The organism is Enterobacter huaxiensis, assembly GCF_003594935.2.
GTDB classification, from domain to species: domain Bacteria; phylum Pseudomonadota; class Gammaproteobacteria; order Enterobacterales; family Enterobacteriaceae; genus Enterobacter; species Enterobacter huaxiensis.
The window spans coordinates 252,018-275,800 of record NZ_CP043342.1; the positions used below are offsets into that span (position 1 = coordinate 252,018).

Below are 23,783 nucleotides of genomic sequence, written 5' to 3' on the forward strand. Positions count from 1 at the left end.
AAGGTCATCAGGAAAGGGGACAAAAAATGACAAAAACAACCAGGGTGATCTCCTGGACAGCAGGGATTTTCTTGTTGTTGATCGTGGTCGCTATCATCATTATCGCTACGTTCGACTGGAACCGTCTTAAGCCGACCATCAACCAGAAAGTCTCAACGGAGCTTAACCGACCCTTCGCGATCCGCGGCGATTTGGGCGTGGTGTGGGAGCGACAGAAAGAGGAGACCGGCTGGCGAAGCTGGATCCCCTGGCCGCACGTCCACGCCGATGACATTATTCTCGGCAACCCGCCGGACATTCCTGAAGTGACCATGGTTCACCTGCCGCGCGTGGAAGCCACGCTTGCACCGCTCGCGCTGCTGACCAAAACGGTCTATCTGCCGTGGATCAAACTCCAGCAGCCGGATGCGCGACTTATCCGCCTCTCTGAAAAAAATAATAACTGGACGTTTAACCTTGCCAGCGATGGCGAAAAAGATCCTAACGCGCAGCCCTCATCGTGGTCGTTCCGCCTCGACAATATCCTGTTCGATCGCGGGCGGATCGCGATTGACGACAAGGTGAGCAAGGCCGACGTGGAGATCCTGGTCGATCCGCTCGGCAAACCGCTGCCGTTTAGCGAAGTGACCGGCAGCCAGGCTAAGGGCGATAAGGCCAGCGTAGGCGATTACGTTTTCGGCCTGACGGCAAAAGGGCGCTACAACGGCCAGCCGCTGACCGGTAAGGGTAAAATTGGCGGCATGCTGGCGCTCAGAAGCGAAGGCACGCCGTTCCCGGTGCAGGCGGACTTCCGCTCTGGCAACACCCGCGTGGCGTTCGTGGGGACGGTTAATGACCCTATGAACATGGGCGGCGTCGATCTCCAGCTGAAGTTTGCAGGCGACTCGCTGGGCGAACTCTATGAGCTGACCGGCGTCCTGCTGCCTGATACGCCGCCGTTTGAAACGGACGGTCATCTGGTCGCGAAAATCAATACGGAAAAATCGTCGGTCTTTGATTACCGCGAGTTTAATGGCCGCATCGGCGACAGCGATATCCACGGTTCACTGACCTACACCACCGGAAAGCCGCGCCCAAAACTGGAAGGCGACGTGGAGTCTCGTCAGCTGAGGCTGGCCGACCTTGGCCCGCTGATCGGCGTGGACTCCGGAAAAGGGACGAAGTCCAAAGAGGTGAAAAAGGACGTTCAGCCTGCGGGTAAAGTTCTGCCGTATGACCGATTTGAAACCGACAAGTGGGACGTGATGGATGCGGACGTACGCTTTAAGGGGCGGAAGATTGAGCATGGCAGCACGCTGCCCATCAGCGACCTCTCAACGCACATCATTCTCAAAAATGCTGACCTGCGCCTGCAGCCGCTGAAGTTTGGCATGGCGGGCGGGACGATCTCTTCGAATATTCATCTGGAAGGCGATAAAAAGCCGATGCAGGGGCGAGCGGAGATCCAGGCGCGCAGGTTAAAGCTAAAAGAGCTGATGCCCAATGTTGAACTGATGCAGAAAACGCTGGGTGAGATGAACGGTGATGCCGACATTCGCGGAACGGGTAACTCCGTAGCGGCGCTGCTGGGCAGCGGCAACGGTAACCTGAAGCTGTTGATGAACGACGGGCTGATCAGCCGTAACCTGATGGAAATCCTGGGTCTTAACGTGGGTAACTTTATCATCGGGCAGATCTTTGGTGATGATGAAGTTCGGGTGAACTGTGCGGCGGCAAACGTGGATCTGGTGAACGGCGTAGCGCGTCCGCAGATTTTCGCCTTTGATACGGAAAACTCGGTCATTAACGTGACCGGCACGGCCAGCATGGCCTCCGAACAGCTTGATTTGACCATCGATCCGGAGAGCAAGGGGATTCGAATCATCACCCTGCGCTCACCGCTCTACGTGCGCGGCACCTTCAAAAATCCGCAGGCGGGCGTGAAGGCCGGACCGTTGATTGCGCGCGGTGCAGTCGCCGCCGCCCTGGCCACGCTGGTGACGCCAGCCGCAGCGCTGCTGGCGCTGATCTCGCCGTCAGAAGGGGATGCTAATCAGTGCCGGAACATTCTGGCGCAGATGAAGAAGTAAGGTGCGGTCTGTTTTGCCGGGTGGCGGCTACGCCTTACCCGGCCTACGAGTCAAATGTAGGCCGGGTAAGCGCAGCGCCACCCGGCATTAGCTTACAAAGCCTGATGCTTCGTTTCGTGCGTCAGCAGCAGCGCAATCAGCGTCAGCGCCGCCATGGACGCAAGATAAACCCCCACATAGAACAGACCGTAGTTTGCCTGCAGCCAGGTGGCGATATACGGCGCAACGGAGGCGCCCAGGATGGACGAGACGTTATAGGAGAACGAGGCACCGGTATAACGCACTTCGGTCGGGAACAGCTCCGGCAGCAGCGCGCCCATCGGGCCGAACGTTAACCCCATCAGGCTCAGGCCAATCAGCAGATAGGCCATCACCAGCGCAGGGCTACCTGAACCCAGCAGCGGCGGGAAGACGAACAGCGCGAACAGAATAATCAGCGAAGTGATGACGATCATGCTGGCGCGGCGGCCAAACTTATCCGCCAGCAGGCCCGCAATCGGCACCATCACGCCAAATCCGATCACCGCCATCATCAGCATCCACAGCACTTCGTTACGCGGCAGGCCCAGCCCAACCGGCGCAGCGGCCGTACTGAACGTCATGGAGTAGACGGTCATGATGTAGAACAGCGTGTAGGTCGCCAGCATGATGAACGTGCCCAGCACGGTCACGCGGACGTGTTTGGTCAGCAGCGTGCCCAGCGGTACTTTAACCTGCTTTTTCGCGGCGGCGACTTTGGCGAAGACCGGCGTCTCGTGCAGCGACACGCGCACATACAGGCCGATCAGCACCAGCACGGCCGAGAAGATGAACGGAATACGCCAGCCCCAGCTCATGAACTGTTCATCCGTCAGCAGCCAGGAGAGCAGCAGGAAAGTACCGTTGGCAAAGAAGAAGCCAATCGGCGCGCCCAGCTGCGGGAATGAGCCGTACAGCGCGCGCTTGCGCGGCGGGGCGTTCTCGGTCGCCAGCAGCGCCGCGCCGCCCCATTCACCGCCCAGACCCAGGCCCTGGCCAAAGCGCGCGAGCGCCAGCAGCACCGGCGCCAGAATGCCGATGGTCTCATAGGTTGGCAGCAGGCCGATCGCCACGGTGGAAATCCCCATGGTCAGAAGAGACGCCACCAGCGTCACCTTACGGCCCACGCGGTCGCCAAAGTGACCAAAAACGGCTGAGCCAATCGGGCGCGCAACGAACGCGATTGCGAAGGTGGCCAGAGACTGTAGCGTCGCCGCCGTCGGGTCACCCTGCGGGAAGAAAATATGCGGGAAGATAATCACCGCAGCGGTGGCATAAATATAAAAGTCGAAGAACTCAATGGCGGTGCCAATCAGCGATGCGACGACAACTTTATTGCGCGAGTTTACCGGAACGTGTTCCGCCTCGGAGTCGAGTGTGGTGGCTGTTGCTTGCATAATATTTTCTTATTTTTTGACGAACGAACGGCCATATTAGACATAGCAAAAGCGACATTTCAATCTGTAACAAACTTGCGCCCTGGCGATAAAAGCAACAAAAAGCGGATAATTTTCAGGCCAGCAAAATCTCTTCTATGAAATGCTTCACACTTTTTAAATATCAGAGAATAAAACTGGTTTTTGGTTAAATAAAAGTTACGGGCTGGATTTATATGCTGAAATGATGAATCGGGCTGAAATTTCAGCCCGAGAAGGGGGTTAGCGGTGCGTTTTCCCCGGCATACGCGGGTCATCTTTATACTCGGCGGTGGCGATCCACGCGGCGCAGAACAGCGTTAGACGGGCGAAGAAGTAGAAGAACGCCATCAGCCCCAGCACGGAACCAAACGCCGCGCCGGAAGGAGATTTAATCAACGATGGCAGGGTATACGTCATCACGATTTTAATCACCTCAAAGCCAATCGCCGCAATCAGCGTGCCGCGGATCAGCGCCTTCTTGCGCGGACGGTGGCGGGGCAGGCGCCAGAAGATCCAGAAGAACAGCAGGTAGTTAGCGAAGATGGAGATCGCCAGCCCGATGCCGCGCCAGGCCGGCTTCAGCCAGTCGATGTAGTCGAGATACAGCGCGGAGATAATCATCTGCTGCGCGGAGCCGGCGACAGAGGTAATGGAGAGCGTCACGATCAGCGCGACGAGCAGGCCAATCAGCGAAATAAAATCGCGGAAATACTTAACCCAGATTTTCTCCTGATCCTGCGGCTTGCGCTCCCAGACGTCGCGCGACTGGGCGCGGATCGCTTCGCGCAGGTTGCCCATCCAGTTAACCCCGGAGTAAAGCGCAATCAGCAAACCCACGATCCCAACGGTGGTACGCTGCTGCACCGCGGTATTGATGGTGCTTTTGAGGGTGGTAGCGAGCGTCGGGTCGCTGACGTTGGTCAGGATTTTATTGAAGATGTCCTGCAGCAGCGTCGGGTGCGAGGCGAGCACGAAGCCGGCCGCCGCAAATGACACCATCAGGATGGGGATCATCGACAAGAATGAGAAGTAGGTAATGGCCGCGCCAAACTGATTGCCCATGCGGTCATTAAAGCGCTCGGCGGCGCGTATCACGTGCGCAATCATCGGCAGCTGCTGAATTTTTTCTGTCATGCTGGTGACCGTACCCAGCGCTTTGCTGGCGGTCCCCGGCGCTTTCGGCTCTTCAGGCTCGGTCTCCATCTTTTTGATGGGTTCATAGTCCAAATTTTGGGTTGGTCGTTGCGGGTTATTTTCCGGCGTCACGCGCATTTTCCTTTTCGTTGAGCTGGATGTTATTGAATTATAGCCTGCGACTAGTCCACGTAGGCTTTTGTGAGATCGGTTAGCCACTCCATGAACAGATGCACGCGGCGGGAGAGGTTACGACGGTGCGGGTAAATCAGTGAAACGGGCATCGGTTCAGCCCGATACTGCGGCAAAATTTCGGCGAGCTTTTTCGCGCGCAGGGAATCGCGCACGCCAACGCGCGGCACCTGAATAATGCCCAACCCCGCGATACACGCTGCATGGTAGGTCTCCGTACTGTTGACCGTTAATACCCCACCCGTTTTGACCCACTGCGTCGCGCTGCCGTTGTAGAACTCGAACCCCTGCGGACGTGAACCAAGGCTGGCCGCGTAGTGAATGACCGCGTGGGACGCCAGATCCTCCAGCGTTTCCGGATAACCAAACCGCGTCAGATAGTCCGGGCTGGCGCAGTTTATCACCGACAGCTTACCCAGCGGACGCGCGATAAGCCCGGAGTCCTTCAGGGTGCCGACGCGCACCACGCAGTCAAATCCTTCGCGAATGACGTCGACCAGGCGGTCGCTGCTGCTCAATTCAAGTTCAATACCGGGATACTGCTGCAGAAAGGCGGGCAGTTTTGGGATGACTAAATTTCGCGCAACGCCGACCGGCATATCAACGCGCAGCCGTCCGCTGATGCTGGAGGGGTCATGCTGGAACATGCCGTCCAGCTCGTCGAGGTTAGTTAGCAGATCTTTTGCCCGTTCGTAATAGACCATCCCATCCTGCGTAAGGCTGACGCGACGCGTAGTGCGGTGCAATAGCTGGGTGCCGAGCTGGTTTTCCAGCGCCTGGATCTGCCGTGACACGCTGCCCTTAGGCAGGCTCAGCGTTTCTGCCGCACGAGAGAAACTCTCCAGTTCAGCGACGCGAATGAAAAGCTGCATTGCGTGAATTTTATCCATAGGCGTGGCTCATTATTGTTTGAAATGAAACAGTGAAGCGTTGGTGGCTATCTTTATTGATCTTCTATCACCTAATAAGCTCTTTCTCAATCTTCATTACAGCCGGAACGAGGTTTCTTATGTCTGAACGTATTGCATTGGTAACAGGCGGTAGCCGTGGCCTGGGTAAAAACGCGGTTTTGAAGCTGGCAGCAGAGGGGACAGGCATCATCCTGACCTATAACAGCAGCCGGCAGGAAGCGCTTGACGTTGTGCGCGAAATTGAGGCGAAAGGGGTTAAAGCGGCGGCATTACAGCTTAACGTCGGCGATATCACCGGTTTCGAGCGATTTGCCGAAAGCGTGCAGGAAACGTTGAAGACGCTCTGGCAGCGCGACGCCTTCGACTATTTATTGAACAACGCCGGGACGGGTTTGTACGCCCCGTTTAGCGAGACGACGGAAGCGCAGTTTGACGACGCAATGAACGTCCATTTCAAAGGGCCGTTCTTCCTGACGCAGCGCCTGCTGCCGTTGTTGAATGACGGTGGGCGGATCCTGAACGTCTCCAGCGGCCTGGCCCGATTTACGCAGCCAGGCTCCGGTACCTACGCGGCGATGAAGGGGGCGATGGAGGTCCTTACGCGTTACCAGGCGAAGGAGCTGGGCGCGCGCGGCATTTCCGTGAATATCATCGCGCCCGGTGCCATTGAAACCGATTTTGGCGGGGGGCGCGTGCGCGACAATGCCGAGCTTAATAAGACGCTGGCGTCGCAAACCGCGCTGGGGCGGGTTGGCCTTCCGGACGATATTGGCGATGCCGTCGCGGCGTTGTTCAGCGACAAACTGGCGTGGATGACGGCGCAACGTATTGAAGTTTCGGGCGGTATGTTCCTGTAGTACAGGCAGGTGAGGGGAGGGAGCCCCTTAAGGATATCCTCAAACTGAATGTATCCAAATCCTGGCAGATATGTATTTAGCGGCGTGATTTGTAACGTCCCCATTCATTGAGTTTTTTCTCAAAAAGGGCCTCTGTAGAATCCCTCCTCGCTATTCTCAGAAGGAGAGAAACGATGCGAGTAATCATGTTTGACAGGCAGTCAAAATTTATTCATGGAGCGAAACAAAGTTTGCCGAAGTTAATTCCAGAAATAATATTGACCGGGGCCCGTCAGGCAGATGAATTATGGGCGCAGTTGTCCGCATCGCCAGCGGCTATAGTCATGATTGACGGAAGCGTAATTCAGCGTGAGGGCATCGCGTTTCTTGAAAGCATTATCATTCGCTTTCCGGCGGTCCGCGTAATCATGATGCTGGCGTTGAAAGAGGCCATATGGCGCGAGCAGGTACTCCAGCGTAACGTAATGGCCATCGTGCCGCGCAATGCGAACCACGAACGGTTTGCCGCCGTGCTGGGCTCCGTCTCCAGGGGGATGATCTGTTATCCCGGCGAATGGCTGAACGAACCGCCGTCAGCGAAGGCGAAGGTGTCCTTAAGCGAACGCCAGCGTGAAGTGCTGAAATTACTGGCCGCGGGCGAATCCAACAAAGAGATCGGGCGTAACCTCAACATTAGCGCAGCCACGGTGAAAGCGCATCTGGAAACGCTTTTCCGCCGGCTGGATGTTAAAAACCGAACGCAGGCCGCCACGTATTACACCCGTTCGACGGCCTGAAGCATTTCTGTTGCCAGAGCGGGAATCATCCCGAAGCTGAATATCATCATCACCAGCGCGTCATGCTGCCGTTGGGTTAATGAGCGTGTAATATTTTCCATCAGCAGCGTCTCGCATAATTGCAGATCGTCATGCAGCAAATATTCGGCCTGTATGGGCGTGATAAGGCCGCGTGAATTCTCCCACTGGCGGATGACGTGGCCATATCCAATTACCCAAATCCCCTGTTCGTCACGATATTTTTCCAGGGAAAGGCCGTGCTGTTTTTTTATTAACGCGATGGCGGCAGAAGATATCTTGAGCGCATTACCTTTCATATTCGTTTCCTCTTAATGGCGACACTGTAGAGGAAACGAAGCGCGAGAAGTATCCGCCAAATGGCTATTATTCAGCGGCTATCGCCACGGAATTCCTGTTTCAACAATCCAAACAACCAGTCGTTATGCCAGCGCCCGGCAAGGTAATAACTCTCGCGCAGTTCGCCTTCCAGCTGAAAACCGGCTTTTTCCAGCAGGCGTTTTGAGGCGATATTGCCCGCCGTAACGGTGGCGGTCAGCCTGCGGATGTTGCCCTGCGTAAACGCGAATTCACACAGCGCCCGCAGTGATTCGTAGCCGTATCCTTTTCCCTGTGCCGTGGGCGCAAACAGAAAACCCACTTCGGCACAGTCCTCTTCACGATGGACATAGCCCGTGACGCCGAGCGGTGTCTGCGTGGACGTTTCGCGCACGACAAGGCAGAGCCAGTGCGCGCTGCCCGGCTTCCACGGCGGCAGGCGGGAATCGAAGGCTTCCCGGACAGCCGCAGCGGGGCGGCCTTCCGCGACAAAGCGCATGACGTCAGGATCTTGCTGTAGCATCAGAAAAAACGGCCAGTCCTGCGCCTGCAGCGGCGAGCAGGTGAGACGTTCGGTAGTCAGGGTGGGCATTCAGATTCTCCTGAGGCATTTTAAATGATTATAAGGTTGTCACTTTATTTCAACAGAAAGTCAGGTATGTTTAACACCGTATAAATAAAAAGAAAAATGGCCGCCGCATGCCAGGCCCGGATGTTTTCGTTGTCTCTGAAGGAAAACAATGACTCTCAGCACATCACACCCTATCCGCGAACAGTTTGAACGCTGTCTGGCGGTGATACGGCAGGCCTCTGTCGAAATTCTGCTTCTCCTGAATGTGCATGTTTCTGAAGGAAAAGATCCTCGCTGGTTCCTGGAACAGCTCGACACCGCCCGCCTGGGCCTGGGCGGATGGGGGGCGGTTGCGAAACAGCTCAACCTGAATGATGCTGAAATGTCGGAATTTACGCTGCAGCTGCGCCTGCTACAGCAGCGCGTTCCGCAGTATGAAAGCGGGCAGGATGTGACTGAAAACCAGCGCATTGTGGCGGTGCGTTTTGTGACCGCGCTGGAACACCTTCGTCTGCAGCAGCCTCTCCTGACATACAGCACCGATCTGGCGCCCGGAAGCGATGCGCAACAGCAGCAGGCGCACAAACAGGTTAGGGCGATTGAGCTGATGATAAAAGGGCTGATCCAGCAGGCATGGCCCGATCAGGTGCGGCTGAATAACCATCTTAAGACCTTGTTTAACGCCGATCGCGTGCGTCGCTGGCTCAAGCTTGGCGACATCAACGACGTTTTGAGCGGGATGATGTTCAGCGAGCTGGCTCAGCTGCTGGTGGATAAAAAAGAGTTTAGCCGTTACTACGCGTCGCTGTTCAGCGACCCCACGATGCTGACGCTGCTGGTTGAGCCGCGCAAAACCCTGCAAACCTTCCTCGATGACATCCGGCAAATCCGTAACTGCATCACCGTGCAGCAGTCGCTCAGCTCGGCGCAGCTTATGCTGCTGGATGGCTACTATGCGCAGATCGCCCGGCCGGTTCAGCGCGCGTTTGAAGAGGGGCGGACCCGCATCAACCCGGCGGGGCTGCTGTCCGTCGATGCCAGCGAGCTCCACGACTTCTGGGAAAAGGCGCAGAAAATGGACCGCGTGACCGGCGGCGATCTGTTTGAGGTGCGTGACACCATTGAAAAGCCGACGCAGCGTGCGCCGCGAACGCCCGAGCAGCGCGAGCAGATCATCTCGGGCGTGCTGTGGGGGGCGGTGGGCGTCATGGTCATCGCGATTGTGGCGGGGGGATTCTGGCTGGTGACCAGCGGTAAACCTCAGCCTGCGGCCGTTAATGCCGCAGAAACGCCTCCACCGCAGGAGATGCGCGAAATGCCTTCCTCGCGCGAGACGCTCACGAAAGCGGGGGTGACCTGGGACGAGAACAACTTCCGTTCTGCCATCAACCGGAATGACACCCGCGTGGCGCTGCTTTTTTTACAGGGCGGCATGGACTGGAAGCTGTCCTGGACGGAAGAGGCGATGGCAGCAGGCCACGACGACGTGCTGGAGCTGATGCTGCGCTATCGAAACAACATGACGGAAGAGAAGCCGTGCCGTCGCTTTATCAACACGCTCAGCCACGCGATGGCGAACGGTGGGTCCCTGACATCGATGCGCAAACAGTATCTGCAAGCGTTTTGCACAGTTCCCGCGGTGGTAAAACGGCAGCAGCACGATGCCGATATGGCAACGCGCCGCGCCAAATCGCAGCCTGATGCGGCCACAAAAAAATGGCAGTCCATTCAGACCGCCATTTATGAGGTGATTCGCTAATCTTTTCCCCACTTCCTGTGGGAGAGGGCTGGGGTGAGGGCATCAGTCCGCACTGAACTTAAGGTTCACCATACAGCCCAATCAGCCGCCGCACCACGCCGTTCGTCCAGCCGAAGCCATCCTGCAGCGGGTACTCACCCCCGCCACCCTCGCGCGGCGTGCTGCTGGCGATGTGGTACTTCTCAATCAGCTTGTGGTGCGTTTTGTAGAAATGATTAACCGTCTGCAGCCAGCTCCAGGCGATTTCATCCCCCAGCGAGTCGTTGCCGTACTGTTTGAACCCCTGGATCGCCATCCACTGCAGCGGCGCCCAGCCGTTGGGCTTATCCCACTGCTCGCCGGTTTCGTACTCGGTCGCCAGGATCCCGCCCGGCGTAAGAAGGCGCGCTTTGACGGCATCCGACAGGCGCTCGGCCTGCTCGTGGGTCGCCATGCCCACATACAGCGGCACAATGCTGGCGGCAGAGAACAACCCCATCTCTTCACGCCGCCAGTCGTAGTCGCGGTAACAGCCGCTTTCTTCGTCCCAGAGATAGCGGTTCACGGCCGCGCGGCGGTCGTTAGCTTTCTGGCGGAACAGCTCGGCGGTCTCTTTATCCCCTTTGGACGCCGAAATATTGGCGATGGCGCTTTCCAGCTTGAACAGGAAGGCGTTCAGGTCGATGGGGATAAACTGCGTTGTCCGAATGCTCGCCAGCCGCGACGGATCGCGCAGCCAGCGGGAGGAGTAATCCCAGCCTGATGCGGCCCCGGCGCGCAGGTCGCGATACACTTCATTTGGCGGTCGGCCGGAATGGCGGGCCGTTTCCACGTCCTCAATCCAGGATTCGTCGCGCGGCGTATCACGGTCGTCCCAGTAGCGGTTGAGCAATGAGCCGTCCGGCATGCGCACGGCGCTACGGTAGGCCTGGTTGAGCAGCAGCGACTCCGCGCCGTCCATCCAGAAGGCGTACTCCATTTTCAGGTGGTCCAGATAGCGTTTCGCACCTCTTACGCCATCTTCTTCAAACAGCTCCACCATCAGGGCAAAGACCGGCGGCTGCGAGCGGCTGAGGTAATAGGTGCGGTTGCCGTTCGGGATATGCCCGTAGCGCTCAATCAGCCAGGCAAAGTTATCCGCCATGCATTTCAGCAGATCGTTTCGGCCACTCTCCGCCAGCCCCAGCATGGAAAAATACGAGTCCCAGTAGTAGGTTTCGCTGAATCGTCCGCCGGGGACAATATAGGCCTGCGGCAGCGCCAGCAGCGATGACCAGGGAATATGGTCCTGCGGCTCGCGGGTCAGTACCGGCCACAGGTTATCAATATGCTCTTTCAGGGAGAGGCCGGGGTCAGAGACGTATTCCGTGCCGTAGGATTCGGGCAGCCAGAAATGGTTCTCCACAAAGCGCGCCAGGTCGAAGTCGCGATGGCGACGCACCTTGCGGTAGCGGATCAGGATATCCAGCGGATCCATCTTCGGCGCGCAGTCGGGAAACGTTTTGCTGTCCGCAAACAGCCGCGACGACTGCACGTGCTCAAACAGCTCAAGGTAGCGATCTGCGGGCGTCAGGGCGTCCGACGCGGGCAGCCCCTCAATCATTTCCGGTTCCGGCTCCGCCTCGATCATCTCATCCAGTTTCAACTCGCAGGGATCGGTCTCGTAGCGCAGCTCTTCTGCAATCTCGAACTCGATGTTCTCGGCAGCCTGTAGTTTCTGGTTGAACATGGTGTTCAGGACCTCCGGTTATTGTCGTAACAAATACGGGTTATTCCCGGTCATCTTTTAAGCGTAGACATTCGCTTCGGTTAGTGTGGTGCGAAGTGTGCGGTAGATCACGCTTTCAAAATGGATATCATTGCCCGGAAAATTATCTATCTCTTTGATTATGAATTTATTTACTCAAAATCTTTGGGAGGAGAGCAGGAATAAAATTCAGAGCATTCGGTATTCTGCGTTTGAGCAGGAATTAATGCGCCTGTCGCGCATTGCCTGAAAGGCTATTGGCGGTTTGATTGGCTTTCTGGCTGGCGCCTTCGCTTTTATCCATAGCCATGCTGGCCGCTTTTTCCGCATGGGCGGCGCTATAGGCGGCCAGATGGGAAATCACGATGGCGTAAATGCTCATTAATGACACCCATAGAATGCTGTTTTTCCACCACAGCAGGGTTGGAATAGTCAGTATCGCCCAGACAAGCGCGAGGACAAGATGCATTTTGGCCATCAGTTTAGCGGTGATCTTCATGTGCATTTTCATATCTCTAATCTTTATTCCTATTAACAGGCAAACGCGTAGCGCTTTCTAAGATTAGTTAATTCCACCGCACCTGGCGGCTAATTTTGTTACCGTTTGTACACCCGCGAAGCTACCCGCAAAGGCATAAAAAAACCGGCCAACTGGCCGGTTTTTGCCGAGAATCGCACGGATTAGCGCATGGTCACAAACTCTTCCGCTGCGGTCGGGTGAATGGCCACGGTATTATCGAAGTCTTTCTTCGTTGCGCCCATCTTCAGCGCCACGGCGAAGCCCTGCAGGATCTCGTCCATGCCGAAGCCAATGCCGTGGATACCGACAATCTTCTCATCCGGACCCACGCAGACCAGCTTCATGCGGCACGGCTGGCGGTGCGAGGTGACAGCGGTATACATCGCGGTAAACGCCGATTTATACACTTTCACCTGGTCGTCGCCATACTGCTCGCGCGCCTGCGGCTCGGTTAAGCCGACGGTGCCGATTGGCGGGTGGCTGAATACCACGGTCGGGATCAGGCTGTAGTCCAGATGCTCGTCCGGCTTGTTGTTAAACAGGCGCTCTGAGAGACGACGGCCCGCCGCAACGGCAACCGGGGTCAGCTCAACCGCACCGGTGTTATCGCCTACAGCGTAGATGCCCGGCACGCTGGTGTTCTGGAACTTATCGACAACGATATAGCCTTTGTCGTTGGTTTTAACGCCCGTGACGGCCAGGTTGAAGTTATCGTTCGCCGGTTCACGGCCAATCGCCCAGATCAGGCAGTCAACGGTCTGGCTGCGACCATCTTCCAGCTCAAGCGTCAGGCTGCCGTCCGCGTTTTTCACCACCGCTTTCGGCACGGCGTTTGTGTGCAGGGTTGGGCCTTCGGCGTTCATCACCTCTACCAGCGTATCGACGATCAGCGGGTCGAAGCTGCGCAGCGGCGCGTGTTTGCGCACGAAGAGGTGCGCTTCTGCGCCCAGCCCGTTAATCACGCCAGCCAGTTCCACGGCAATGTAGCCCGCGCCCACGATGGCGACGCGCTCAGGCAGGGCAGGCAGCTCGAAGAAACCGTCGGAGTCGATGCCGTATTCCGCACCTGGAATATTAGGGTGGCTCGGACGACCGCCGGTGGCGATCAGGATGTGATCGGCGGTGATCGTCTCGCCGTTTACTTCGATCGTTTTCGCATCAACAAAGCGGGCGAAACCGCGGATTACGTCGACGTTATTTTTGCCCAGCACGTTGTCGTACGAGGTGTGAATACGGTCGATGTAGGCGGTACGGCTGGCAATCAGCTTGTCCCAGTCAAAGTGGTTGATGGTGGTGTCAAAGCCGTAGTCCGGGCCATACATATGGATAGCTTCACGAATCTGTGCCGCATGCCACATCACTTTTTTCGGTACACAACCCACGTTCACGCAGGTGCCGCCCAGCGCTTTGGCTTCAATCAGCGCACACTTCTGGCCGTACATGGCCGCACGGTTGATGGAGGCGATGCCGCCGCTGCCGCCGCCGATTGCGATGTAGTCATAATGCTTAGTCATAGCTTTTGTCCTTAATCGTGAATTGCCGCGATTGTATACCTGAAATCAATAGGTTCCACCAATGCCTGCGATTACTCCGGCACGATCCAGCTAACGGTGGCGTGGCCCGTACCGGCCGGTACCAGCTTTTTGTGCAGCCACGGCAGCACGTTGTTCATCTGCGCTTCAAGCTTCCACGGCGGGTTGATCACAATCATGCCGGAGGCGGTCATGCCGCGCTGGTCGCTGTCCGGACGCACCGCCAGCTCAATCTGCAGAATTTTACGGATGCCGGTCGCTTCCAGGTCTTTAATCATGCGCTTGATTTGCGCGCGCAGCACCACGGGATACCACAGGGCGTAGGTGCCGGTGGCAAAGCGTTTGTAGCCTTCGTTGATGCCGGTCACTACCGCCTGGTAGTCGGTTTTGATTTCGTACGGCGGGTCAATCAGCACCAGGCCGCGACGGGACACCGGCGGCAGTTTGGCTTTCAGCTGCTGATAGCCGTCGGCTTTATCGACGCGGGCGCGGTTGTCTTTCTGAAACTCAGAGCGCAGCAGCGGGAAGTCGCTCGGGTGCAGTTCGGTCAGCTGAAGGCTGTCCTGCTCGCGCAGCAGCTGGCGGGCAATCAGCGGGGAGCCCGGGTAGTAGCGCAGCTGGCCGCTGCGGTTGAAGTGATTCACCACGCCGATGTACGGCTCCAGCTCGGCGGGCAGGTCGTCCTGCTGCCAGATGCGGGCGATGCCCTCAAGGTATTCACCGGTACGCTCGGCGTGTTCGCCGCTCAGCTGATAGCGGCCCGCGCCGGCGTGGGTGTCCAGGTAGAGAAACGGCTTATCTTTCTCTTTGAGCGCTTCAATGATCAGGCTCTGAACGGTGTGTTTGAGGACGTCGGCGTGGTTGCCAGCGTGAAAGCTGTGGCGATAACTGAGCATGGGTAATGGTATTCCGCTGAAATGACGATTTGCCACAGTTTACAGCAGAACGGCACAGATTACCCGTAGGCCCGGTAAGCGCAGCGCCACCGGGCGTTTTTCGACAACGTCCGGTATTGAAATCCTCTACACTTAACCCCATTACAGAAAACAATATGCACAGCGCCGGATGCGCGCTTCATTCATCTTATTCAACAGGACAGCGCTTATGACCAATCCATTACTGACGCCTTTTTCGTTGCCGCCGTTTTCTAAAATCCTCCCTGAGCATGTGGTTCCAGCCGTTACGCAATCGCTGGACAACTGCCGCGCGGCGGTAGAAAGCGTGGTAGCGCAGGGCGCGCCGTACACCTGGGAAAATCTGTGTCAGCCGCTGGCCGAAGTGGACGACGTGCTGGGGCGTATCTTCTCCCCGGTCAGCCACCTGAACTCGGTGAAAAACAGCCCGGAACTGCGCGAAGCCTACGAACAGACCCTGCCGCTGCTCTCTGAGTACAGCACCTGGGTCGGCCAGCACGAAGGGCTGTACAAAGCCTACCGCGACCTGCGCGACGGCGATCACTATGCCTCCATGAACACGGCGCAGAAAAAATCGGTCGATAACGCGCTGCGTGATTTCGAGCTGTCCGGGATTGGCCTGCCAAAAGAGAAGCAGACCCGCTACGGTGAAATCGCCGCTCGCCTGTCCGAGCTGGGCAACCAGTACAGCAACAACGTCCTCGACGCCACCATGGGCTGGACGAAGCTGATTACCGATGAATCCGAACTGGCCGGCATGCCGGAAAGCGCGCTGGCGGCGGCGAAAGCCCAGGCCGAAGCGAAAGAGCAGGAAGGTTTCCTGTTAACGCTGGACATCCCGAGCTACCTGCCGGTAATGACCTACTGCGACAACCAGGCCCTGCGCGAAGAGATGTACCGCGCGTACAGCACCCGCGCCTCCGATCAGGGGCCGAATGCCGGTAAGTGGGACAACAGCCCGGTGATGGCGGAAATCCTCGCGTTGCGCCACGAGCTGGCCCAGCTGCTGGGCTTCGACAGCTACGCCGATAAATCCCTCGCCACCAAAATGGCGGAGAACCCGCAGCAGGTGCTCGACTTCCTGACCGACCTCGCTAAGCGCGCCCGCCCGCAGGGTGAGAAAGAGCTTGCCCAGCTGCGCGCCTTTGCGAAAGCGGAGTTTGGCGTTGACGAGCTGCAGCCGTGGGACATCGCCTACTACAGCGAAAAACAGAAACAGCACCTCTACAGCATCAGCGACGAGCAGCTGCGCCCGTACTTCCCGGAAAACAAAGCCGTTAACGGCCTGTTCGAAGTGGTAAAACGCATCTACGGCATCACCGCCAAAGAGCGTACCGACATTGACGTATGGCACCCGGACGTGCGCTTCTTCGAGCTGTATGACGAGAAAAACGAGCTGCGCGGCAGCTTCTACCTTGATCTGTACGCGCGTGAGAACAAGCGCGGCGGGGCATGGATGGACGACTGCGTAGGCCAGATGCGTAAAGCCGACGGTTCCCTGCAGAAGCCGGTCGCCTACCTGACCTGTAACTTCAACCGTCCGGTCAGCGGCAAGCCTGCGCTGTTCACGCACGATGAAGTGATCACCCTGTTCCACGAGTTCGGTCACGGTCTGCATCACATGCTGACCCGCATCGAAACCGCAGGCGTGGCCGGTATCAGCGGCGTGCCGTGGGATGCGGTCGAGCTGCCGAGCCAGTTTATGGAAAACTGGTGCTGGGAGCCGGACGCGCTGGCGTTTATCTCCGGCCACTATGAAACTGGCGAACCGCTGCCGAAAGAGCTGCTGGATAAAATGCTGGCGGCGAAGAACTACCAGGCGGCGATGTTTATCCTGCGCCAGCTGGAGTTCGGCCTGTTCGACTTCCGCCTGCACGCCGAGTTCAGCCCGGAGCAGGGGGCGAAAGTCCTCGAAACCCTCGCCGAGATTAAAAAGCAGGTTGCCGTTATCCCAGGGCCAACCTGGGGCCGTTTCCCGCACGCGTTCAGCCATATCTTCGCGGGCGGCTACGCGGCGGGCTACTACAGCTACCTGTGGGCCGACGTGCTGGCGGCGGATGCGTTCTCTCGCTTTGAAGAGGAAGGTATTTTCAACCGCGAGACCGGGCAGTCCTTCCTCGATAACATCCTGACCCGCGGCGGCTCTGAAGAACCAATGGAACTGTTCAAACGCTTCCGTGGACGCGAGCCGCAGCTGGATGCGATGCTTGAGCATTACGGGATCAAAGGCTGATTGTTACGTGAAGATCTGCTTAGTCGATGAAACGGGCGCCGGAGACGGCGCCTTATCTGTTCTGGCGGCCCGCTGGGGGCTGGAGCACGATGAAGAAAACCTGATGGCGCTAGTGATGACGGCCGCGCATCTTGAACTGCGCAAGCGCGACGAGCCGAAGCTGGGCGGGATTTATGTCGATTTTGTCGGCGGCGCCATGGCGCACCGGCGCAAGTTCGGCGGCGGTCGCGGCGAAGCGGTGGCCAAAGCGGTTGGCATCAAGGGAGGCTATCTCCCGGACGTGGTGGACGCCACGGCGGGGCTGGGGCGCGATGCCTTTGTGCTGGCGTCGGTAGGGTGCCGCGTGCGGATGCTGGAGCGCAACCCGGTAGTCGCCGCATTGCTCGACGACGGGCTGGCGCGCGGCTACGCGGACCCGGAAATCGGTCCGTGGTTGCAGGAACGACTGCAGCTGATCCACGCCTCCAGCCTGACGGCATTGACGGATATCACCCCGCGTCCGCAGGTGGTTTATCTCGACCCCATGTTCCCGCACAAGCAGAAAAGTGCGCTGGTGAAGAAAGAGATGCGGGTGTTTCAGTCGCTGGTGGGGCCGGATTTGGACGCAGATGGCCTGCTGGAGCCGGCGCGTCAGCTCGCGACGAAGCGGGTGGTGGTGAAGCGCCCGGACTACGCGCCGCCGCTGGCGGACGTTGCGACCACTAACGCGGTGACCACCAAAGGGCACAGGTTTGATATTTATTCGGGTACGCCGGAATAAAAAAAGCCGGGTGGCGGCTTCGCCTTACCCGGCCTACGTCCTCGATCTATTCCCTCTCCCACGGGGAGAGGGTAAGGGTGAGGGGAATTTAACGCGCTTACTCGTCTTCTTCGTCACGCAGCGGAACAATCAGCATATCCACGTGAACGGTGTTGATCAGCTGACGCGCTGAGGACATCAGCTTGCTCCAGAAGTCCTGATGGTGACCGCAAACCACCAGGTCCATGTCGTATTTCTTAATCGCATCAACCAGCACCTGGCCCAGGTCACCGCTGCCGCTAAGGGTTTCGGTAATTGGGTAGCCCGCGTTGGTAGACAGCTCGCTCAGGGCATGGTGGGTCTCTTCGGAGATGCGTTTTTGCATATCGCCGAGGTTTACGTCGATCAGACCGGTATAGAGATCGGAGTAATTCACGTCAACGTGAATCAGCGAAACTTTCGCGTTGTAGGGGCGTGCCATGGATACCGCTTTATCAACCAGCACTTTGCTCTCCGGGGAGAGGTCTACCGCGATGAGAATGTGTTTGTAAGCCATAGTGTTACTCCTTCCTTAAGTTATCGATGACTAAATTGGAAAGCCGTCGTCTGATGCTTTCATTACGGCCCAGTTAAACAAATTTTTCAAGCTTTGGTGTTGATAACGATTAACCTTGTGGCAAAAAAATTAACGGATCTCCTACACTATTGAATGAGCCGTTCGGATATTAAAACGCGAACCGGATCGACTTTTGGTCATTCTTTCACTGAACTGTCTGTCAGGGCATTGGGGTGCGGTAGCTCAGAAGTCTTGCTTCGTGGGCGGGCGCCGGGGAGGATGTATGATTAGCACCGTCGCATTGTTTTGGGCGTTATGTGTGGTTTGCATAGTGAATATGGCGCGCTACTTCTCATCGTTACGTGCGCTATTAGTGGTACTTCGTGGTTGCGATCCGTTGCTTTATCAGTATGTGGACGGTGGAGGATTCTTCACCTCGCATGGACAGCCCAGCAAGCAGATGCGGCTGGTGGGATATATCTACTACCAGCGCTACCGCGATCACCATGACGAAGAGTTTATTCGTCGCTGCGAGCGCCTGCGTCGTCAGTTCATTTTGACCAGCGGTCTGTGTGGCCTGGTCGTGGTCAGTATGATTGCATTGATGATTTGGCACTGAGCATAAAAAAAGCGGGTCAGTTTCCTGACCCGCTTTTTTGTCGCGTTTAGCCGATTAAATCAGCTTCAGCGAAATCCAGTACAAACCGCCAGACAGCAGGATAGATGCCGGGAGTGTGAACACCCAGGCCATCAGAATGTTGGTCACGGTTTTGCGCTGCAGGCCGCCACCGTCAACAATCATAGTACCTGCCACGGACGAGGAGAGTACGTGGGTAGTGGATACCGGCATACCGGTGTAGCTCGCCAGACCGATAGAAACGGCCGCCGTCATCTGCGCGGACATGCCCTGCGCATACGTCATGCCTTTCTTACCAATCTTCTCGCCGATGGTGGTCGCCACGCGACGCCAGCCAATCATCGTACCGATACCCAGCGCCAGCGCGACGGCCATGATGATCCAGATTGGCGCGTACTCAATGGTATTGAGCATGTCGCCTTTCAGTTTCTTCAGCAGGCGTTTGTCGTCGGCATTCACTTCCGGCAGCTTCGCGACTTTATCCGTCACGTCAGAGATGCAGAGCATAATGCGACGCAGCTGACCGCGCTGTTCAACAGCCAGTTTGTCGTAGCTTTCGATATCGCCCAGCATGCCTTTCGCACGTTCCAGCGCGTTAATCGCGTTTGCCGGATGGCAGTGGAACTCGCCAGGCGCGGTGGTTGCGCCCGCTTCAGGAGACGGGATCAGCTGGTCAACGCCGGTCGCTTTCTTCAGCAGCTCAGGGTGCTGTTGGAAGTAAACTTCAACGTTGTTGATCGCATCACGGGTACGGGTGATTTCGTAACCGGTGGCATTCATGTTGACCACGAAACCGGCCGGAGCGACACCAATCAGTACCAGCATAACCAGACCAATGCCTTTCTGACCGTCGTTCGCGCCGTGAGAGAAGGCCACGCCGATAGCAGAAATGATCAGGGCAATACGCGTCCAGAACGGCGGCTTTTTCTTGCCGTCTTTCTTTTCACGTTCTGCTGGCGTCAGGTGGATACGCGCGCGCTTTTTCGTGTTGCTCCAGTAGCGACGCAGGATGAAGATTAACCCGCCTGCCACCACCAGACCCACGATAGGGGAGATGATCAGAGAGCCGAAAATACCCAACACTTTCGGGATATTCAGCGCATCAACGACGGAGGTCCCGGTCATCAGGGCATTGGTTAACCCGATACCGATAATCGCGCCGATGAGGGTGTGAGAACTGGATGCAGGCAGGCCGAAATACCAGGTACCGAGGTTCCAGATAATCGCAGCGAGCAGCATTGAGAACACCATAGCAAGGCCATGGCCAGAACTAACGTTGAGAAGCAGATCCGTTGGCAGCATATGCACGATGGCATACGCAACGCTCAGTCCGCCCAGGAGGACACCGAAAAAGTTAAATACCGCCGCCATAACAACCGCAACCTGCGATCGCATTGCGCGAGTGTAAATAACCGTTGCTACTGCGTTTGCAGTGTCGTGGAAGCCGTTAATCGCTTCGTAAAACAGTACAAAAACCAGAGCAAGCAATAATAAAAGCCCGGTATGTAAATCCAGGCCGGCAAACAAATGTAGCATAGGACGTTACGCCATTTTGAGGACATGAACGCGGCGCATTATCCAGGACAAATGCGCAACGGGCAAAGTGAAATATAGACTTTTTTTGACATACCACCTGATTTAAGAAATGTGCTTGAAAGGATATTCTTTAAATTTCAATGAAATGGCTTTGTAATATCTTTTTGCGCTGGTGTGACCACAGAGGAAACTTTACAATCCGCGGCAGTTAACGATGAGGATTTTGACGTGGAAAGGTTTGATGCCGTGGTAATTGGCGCCGGTGCGGCGGGTATGTTTTGTGCGGCGATGGCCGGGCAGGCGGGTCGTCGTGTGCTGCTGCTGGATAACGGTAAAAAGCCTGGCCGCAAGATCCTGATGTCCGGCGGCGGTCGCTGCAACTTCACGAATCTCTATGTCGAACCCGCGGCCTATTTGAGCCAAAACCGTCATTTCTGCAAATCTGCGCTGGCGCGTTATACCCAGTGGGATTTTATCGAGCTGGTGGGCAAGCACGGCATCGCGTGGCATGAGAAAACGCTGGGGCAGCTGTTCTGCGACGACTCCGCGCAGCAGATTGTCGATATGCTGGTGGCCGAGTGCGAAAAGGGCGGCGTAACGATGCGCCTGCGCACCGAGGTGCTGGAAGTCACGCGCGACGAGCAGGGCTATACGCTGCAGCTGAACGGTGAAACCGTCAGCGCCGACAGCCTGGTGATTGCCAGCGGTGGACTGTCGATGCCCGGGCTGGGGGCTTCTCCGTTCGGATACAAAATCGCCGAGCAGTTTGGCCTGAAGGTGCTGCCAACGCGCGCGGGCCTGGTGCCGTTTACGCTCCATAAGCCGCTTCTGGAACAGCTTCAGACGCTTTCTGGCGTCTCGGTTCCATCGGTCATCACTGCCGAAGACGGTACGGTGTTCCGCGAGAATCTTCTCTTTACCCATCGCGGCCTGTCCGGCCCTGCGGTGCTGCAAATCTCCAGCTACTGGCTGCCGGGCGAGTTCGTCACGGTAAATCTGCTCCCGGACTGCGACCTGGACGCGTTCCTCAACGCGCAGCGCGCCGCGCACCCGAATCAAAGCCTGAAAAATACGCTCGCGATGCAGCTGCCGAAGCGCCTGGTAGAGTGTTTGCAGGTGCTTGGGCAGATCCCGGACGTGTCGCTGAAGCAGTTGAACAGCCGCGAGCAGGAAACGCTGGTCGAGACGCTCACGAACTGGCGCGTCCAGCCAAACGGTACGGAAGGTTACCGCACCGCGGAGGTGACGCTGGGTGGGGTGGACACCGACGAGCTTTCCTCGCGCACCATGGAGGCGCGCAGCGTGCCAGGGCTGTACTTCATCGGCGAAGTGATGGACGTCACCGGCTGGCTCGGCGGATACAATTTCCAGTGGGCGTGGGCCAGCGCCTGGGCGTGTGCGCAGGCGCTGGCTGAAAAGAACGGTTAATATTGATTTTTTAGAGTGCCGCTTTTTTAAAGGTACTCTTTTTCTCTACTGGCTCCCGCCAGTCTGCATGGTGTTGTGTTTTGCCTCGATAAAAGGGTGTTGTATGTCTGCTGCTCATCTCGGTTTCCCGACGGAAACCGTTGTTGTCTTTGTTGTGATGGCCGCTGGGGCGATGTTCATCGACCTCTTCATGCACCGTCACGACAAACCTGTCTCGCTGAAAAGTGCGGCCCTGTGGTCCGTGTTCTGGTTCTCAATGGCGATGGCGTTTGCCGGGTTCCTGTATATCCACCACGGTGCCGAAATGGCGAGCCTGTTCCTGACCGGCTACGCGCTGGAGGAAGTGCTCTCCATCGATAACCTGTTCGTGATGATGGCGATCTTCGCCTGGTTTGGCGTGCCGGATAAATACCGTCACCGCGTGCTCTACTGGGGCGTGCTGGGCGCGATTGTGTTCCGCGGTATCTTTGTCGCCATTGGCACCAGCCTGCTGAGCCTTGGGCCGTACGTGGAGGTTGTGTTTGCGCTGGTCGTCGGCTGGACGGCGGTAATGATGCTCAAGCGCAATGAAGAGAGCGACGAAGTGGAAGATTACTCCGGCCACCTCGCCTATCGTCTGGTCAAACGTTTTTATCCTGTCTGGCCGAAAATCAGCAGCCACGCGTTTATTCTGACGCAGAAAGAGGTCGATGCGGAGCTTGAGAAGCCAGAAAACCAGGACGTGATGGTCGGGCGCGTGAAGAAAGCGAAGCGTTATGCAACGCCGCTGCTGCTCTGCGTGGCGGTGGTCGAGCTGTCTGACGTGATGTTCGCCTTTGACTCCGTACCGGCCATTATTGCCGTGAGCCGCGAGCCGCTGATTATTTATAGCGCGATGATGTTCGCCATCCTCGGCCTGCGTACGCTCTATTTCGTTCTGGAAGCGCTGAAGCAGTATCTGGTACATCTGGAGAAAGCGGTGGTGCTGCTGCTGTTCTTCGTGGCGTTCAAGCTGGGCCTGAATGCGACCGATCACTTCTGGCACCACGGTTACAGCATTGGCGCGACGGCCAGCCTGTTTGTGGTGCTTGGCGTGCTCGCGCTGGGGATTATTGCGAGCGTGATGTTCCCGGGGAAACGTACTGCCTGATACACCGTTTTTCTCCCTCTCCCTGTGGGAGAGGGCCGGATGAGGGCAACAGACCGCCCTTAGCCCTTAATCGGTGAATTCCGGCGCTTGCGCGGGTGATGGAAATGACGCCAGTGCGGATCCTGCGCCGCTGCCAGCAGCTCGTGATCGCCGCGCGTATCGCCCCAGGCGCGCAGGTGGTAGGCGTTCAGATCGCCGTACACCTTTTCCAGCCTTGCGACCTTCTGCGCACAGCGGCAGTTGTTGCCGGTGATTCGCCCGGTCAGCTTCCCGTCCTTCACTTCCAGCTGCGTACCAATCAGCTTAATACCGAGCTTATCGGCCCACGGCTGCAGCACCAGCGCCGGCGAGGCGGAGCAGATGGTTACCTCTGCGCCGGAATTGACTTCCGCTGCCACCGCCAGTACGCCTTCAGGGCGCATCAGCTTGTTCCAGTATTTTTCGCAAAAGACTTCAGCCTGCTGGCGTAACCAGTGCTCATCAACCCCCGTCAGGAAGGTTCTGATCAACACCTCTTTCAGCTCATCGCGCGTGAGCTTGCGGCGCACGCAGTGGAGCGTTGGCAGCGCCATGCGTACCAGTCTGCCCGCGAAGTAACGTTTGCCGAAAGCAAAACGCAGGAAAGGGATGAAACTGTCGTGGTGGGTCAGGGTTCCATCAAAGTCGAAGACGGAAAGCACGCTGGACTTCGCCACGGCTTCGTCGGCAATCATATTGGTCATAAATACGTCTTAGCTGAAATACACATTCTGTTCATTAGTTTACCTGCTTTACCTTCACAGTCCTTATATC

21 protein-coding genes are annotated in these 23,783 nt (G+C 57.2%); 9 read left to right on the top strand and 12 right to left on the bottom strand.

Going from position 1 to position 23,783, the window contains the following annotated elements; translation table 11 throughout:
* Window positions 1–26: 26 nt before the first annotated feature.
* A complete protein-coding gene (locus D5067_RS01190) occupies window positions 27–2,069 on the top strand; it encodes an AsmA family protein (protein WP_119937518.1) in 2,043 nt (680 codons plus the stop codon).
* A 92-nt stretch (window positions 2,070–2,161) separates the two neighbouring features.
* Here D5067_RS01190 and D5067_RS01195 read toward each other — a convergent pair whose 3' ends face one another.
* The 3 genes from D5067_RS01195 to D5067_RS01205 all read right to left on the bottom strand — a co-directional run bounded on the left by D5067_RS01195 (window position 2,162) and on the right by D5067_RS01205 (window position 5,721).
* Window positions 2,162–3,484 carry an MFS transporter gene (locus D5067_RS01195; protein WP_119937519.1) on the bottom strand — a complete coding sequence of 441 codons (1,323 nt, stop codon included), beginning with the start codon at window positions 3,482–3,484 and terminating at the stop codon, window positions 2,162–2,164.
* A gap of 261 nt (window positions 3,485–3,745) precedes the next feature.
* On the bottom strand, window positions 3,746–4,771 hold the full coding sequence (yhjD, locus tag D5067_RS01200) for an inner membrane protein YhjD (RefSeq protein WP_119937647.1): 1,026 nt from the start codon (window positions 4,769–4,771) through the stop codon (window positions 3,746–3,748).
* Between the two features lie 50 nt (window positions 4,772–4,821).
* Entirely contained in the window at window positions 4,822–5,721 is a 900-nt protein-coding gene (locus tag D5067_RS01205; protein ID WP_119937520.1) for a LysR family transcriptional regulator, read from the bottom strand.
* Between the two features lie 119 nt (window positions 5,722–5,840).
* On the opposite strand from D5067_RS01205, the gene D5067_RS01210 reads away from it, so the two are divergent.
* On the top strand, window positions 5,841–6,599 hold the full coding sequence (locus tag D5067_RS01210; protein ID WP_119937521.1) for an SDR family NAD(P)-dependent oxidoreductase: 759 nt from the start codon (window positions 5,841–5,843) through the stop codon (window positions 6,597–6,599).
* Between the two features lie 173 nt (window positions 6,600–6,772).
* Window positions 6,773–7,375: a response regulator transcription factor gene (locus D5067_RS01215; protein ID WP_119937522.1), complete on the top strand. Its 603-nt coding sequence runs from the start codon at window positions 6,773–6,775 to the stop codon at window positions 7,373–7,375.
* Here D5067_RS01215 and D5067_RS01220 read toward each other — a convergent pair.
* Together D5067_RS01220 and D5067_RS01225 are read right to left on the bottom strand one after the other, a co-directional pair.
* Complete coding sequence (locus tag D5067_RS01220) at window positions 7,354–7,692, bottom strand: glycoside hydrolase family protein (RefSeq protein ID WP_119937523.1); 339 nt, start codon at window positions 7,690–7,692, stop codon at window positions 7,354–7,356. The genes D5067_RS01215 and D5067_RS01220 overlap by 22 nt on opposite strands.
* Before the next feature lie 71 nt (window positions 7,693–7,763).
* Window positions 7,764–8,303 (bottom strand): GNAT family N-acetyltransferase, encoded by a 540-nt coding sequence (locus D5067_RS01225; protein ID WP_119937524.1) that lies wholly within the window; start codon window positions 8,301–8,303, stop codon window positions 7,764–7,766.
* Between the two features lie 148 nt (window positions 8,304–8,451).
* Here D5067_RS01225 and D5067_RS01230 point away from each other — a divergent pair, with 148 nt between their 5' ends.
* Complete coding sequence (locus D5067_RS01230; RefSeq protein WP_119937525.1) at window positions 8,452–10,041, top strand: STY4199 family HEPN domain-containing protein; 1,590 nt, start codon at window positions 8,452–8,454, stop codon at window positions 10,039–10,041.
* A 58-nt stretch (window positions 10,042–10,099) separates the two neighbouring features.
* On the opposite strand, the gene D5067_RS01235 is transcribed toward D5067_RS01230, so the two are convergent.
* The 4 genes from D5067_RS01235 to D5067_RS01250 form a co-directional block, all read right to left on the bottom strand.
* A complete protein-coding gene (locus tag D5067_RS01235) occupies window positions 10,100–11,749 on the bottom strand; it encodes an alpha,alpha-trehalase (RefSeq protein ID WP_119937526.1) in 1,650 nt (549 codons plus the stop codon).
* 241 nt (window positions 11,750–11,990) lie between these two features.
* Window positions 11,991–12,266, bottom strand: coding sequence for a monooxygenase (locus D5067_RS01240; RefSeq protein ID WP_233606902.1), 276 nt, complete (start codon window positions 12,264–12,266; stop codon window positions 11,991–11,993).
* A 182-nt stretch (window positions 12,267–12,448) separates the two neighbouring features.
* Window positions 12,449–13,801 carry a glutathione-disulfide reductase gene (gene gorA, locus D5067_RS01245; RefSeq protein WP_119937528.1) on the bottom strand — a complete coding sequence of 451 codons (1,353 nt, stop codon included), beginning with the start codon at window positions 13,799–13,801 and terminating at the stop codon, window positions 12,449–12,451.
* 71 nt (window positions 13,802–13,872) lie between these two features.
* Window positions 13,873–14,715, bottom strand: a complete 843-nt coding sequence (locus tag D5067_RS01250; protein ID WP_119937529.1) for a 23S rRNA (adenine(2030)-N(6))-methyltransferase RlmJ — start codon at window positions 14,713–14,715, stop codon at window positions 13,873–13,875.
* A gap of 208 nt (window positions 14,716–14,923) precedes the next feature.
* Here D5067_RS01250 and prlC point away from each other — a divergent pair, with 208 nt between their 5' ends.
* Window positions 14,924–16,966: an oligopeptidase A gene (prlC, locus tag D5067_RS01255; protein ID WP_119937530.1), complete on the top strand. Its 2,043-nt coding sequence runs from the start codon at window positions 14,924–14,926 to the stop codon at window positions 16,964–16,966.
* A gap of 7 nt (window positions 16,967–16,973) precedes the next feature.
* Window positions 16,974–17,726 (top strand): 16S rRNA (guanine(1516)-N(2))-methyltransferase RsmJ, encoded by a 753-nt coding sequence (gene rsmJ / locus D5067_RS01260; RefSeq protein ID WP_119937531.1) that lies wholly within the window; start codon window positions 16,974–16,976, stop codon window positions 17,724–17,726.
* Window positions 17,727–17,823: 97 nt separating this feature from the next.
* On the opposite strand, the gene uspA is transcribed toward rsmJ, so the two are convergent.
* A complete protein-coding gene (uspA, locus tag D5067_RS01265) occupies window positions 17,824–18,261 on the bottom strand; it encodes a universal stress protein UspA (RefSeq protein ID WP_003861223.1) in 438 nt (145 codons plus the stop codon).
* Between the two features lie 283 nt (window positions 18,262–18,544).
* Here uspA and uspB point away from each other — a divergent pair, with 283 nt between their 5' ends.
* Window positions 18,545–18,880, top strand: a complete 336-nt coding sequence (gene uspB, locus D5067_RS01270; protein WP_119937532.1) for a universal stress protein UspB — start codon at window positions 18,545–18,547, stop codon at window positions 18,878–18,880.
* Between the two features lie 54 nt (window positions 18,881–18,934).
* Here the strand turns inward: uspB and pitA are convergent, their stop codons facing one another.
* Window positions 18,935–20,434 carry an inorganic phosphate transporter PitA gene (gene pitA, locus D5067_RS01275; protein ID WP_119937533.1) on the bottom strand — a complete coding sequence of 500 codons (1,500 nt, stop codon included), beginning with the start codon at window positions 20,432–20,434 and terminating at the stop codon, window positions 18,935–18,937.
* 228 nt (window positions 20,435–20,662) lie between these two features.
* On the opposite strand from pitA, the gene D5067_RS01280 reads away from it, so the two are divergent.
* On the top strand, window positions 20,663–21,862 hold the full coding sequence (locus D5067_RS01280; RefSeq protein WP_119937534.1) for a BaiN/RdsA family NAD(P)/FAD-dependent oxidoreductase: 1,200 nt from the start codon (window positions 20,663–20,665) through the stop codon (window positions 21,860–21,862).
* A gap of 103 nt (window positions 21,863–21,965) precedes the next feature.
* Window positions 21,966–22,991 (top strand): TerC/Alx family metal homeostasis membrane protein, encoded by a 1,026-nt coding sequence (locus D5067_RS01285; protein ID WP_119937535.1) that lies wholly within the window; start codon window positions 21,966–21,968, stop codon window positions 22,989–22,991.
* Window positions 22,992–23,050: 59 nt separating this feature from the next.
* Here the strand turns inward: D5067_RS01285 and D5067_RS01290 are convergent, their stop codons facing one another.
* Entirely contained in the window at window positions 23,051–23,713 is a 663-nt protein-coding gene (locus tag D5067_RS01290; RefSeq protein WP_119937536.1) for an HAD family hydrolase, read from the bottom strand.
* Between the last annotated feature and the right edge of the window lie 70 nt (window positions 23,714–23,783).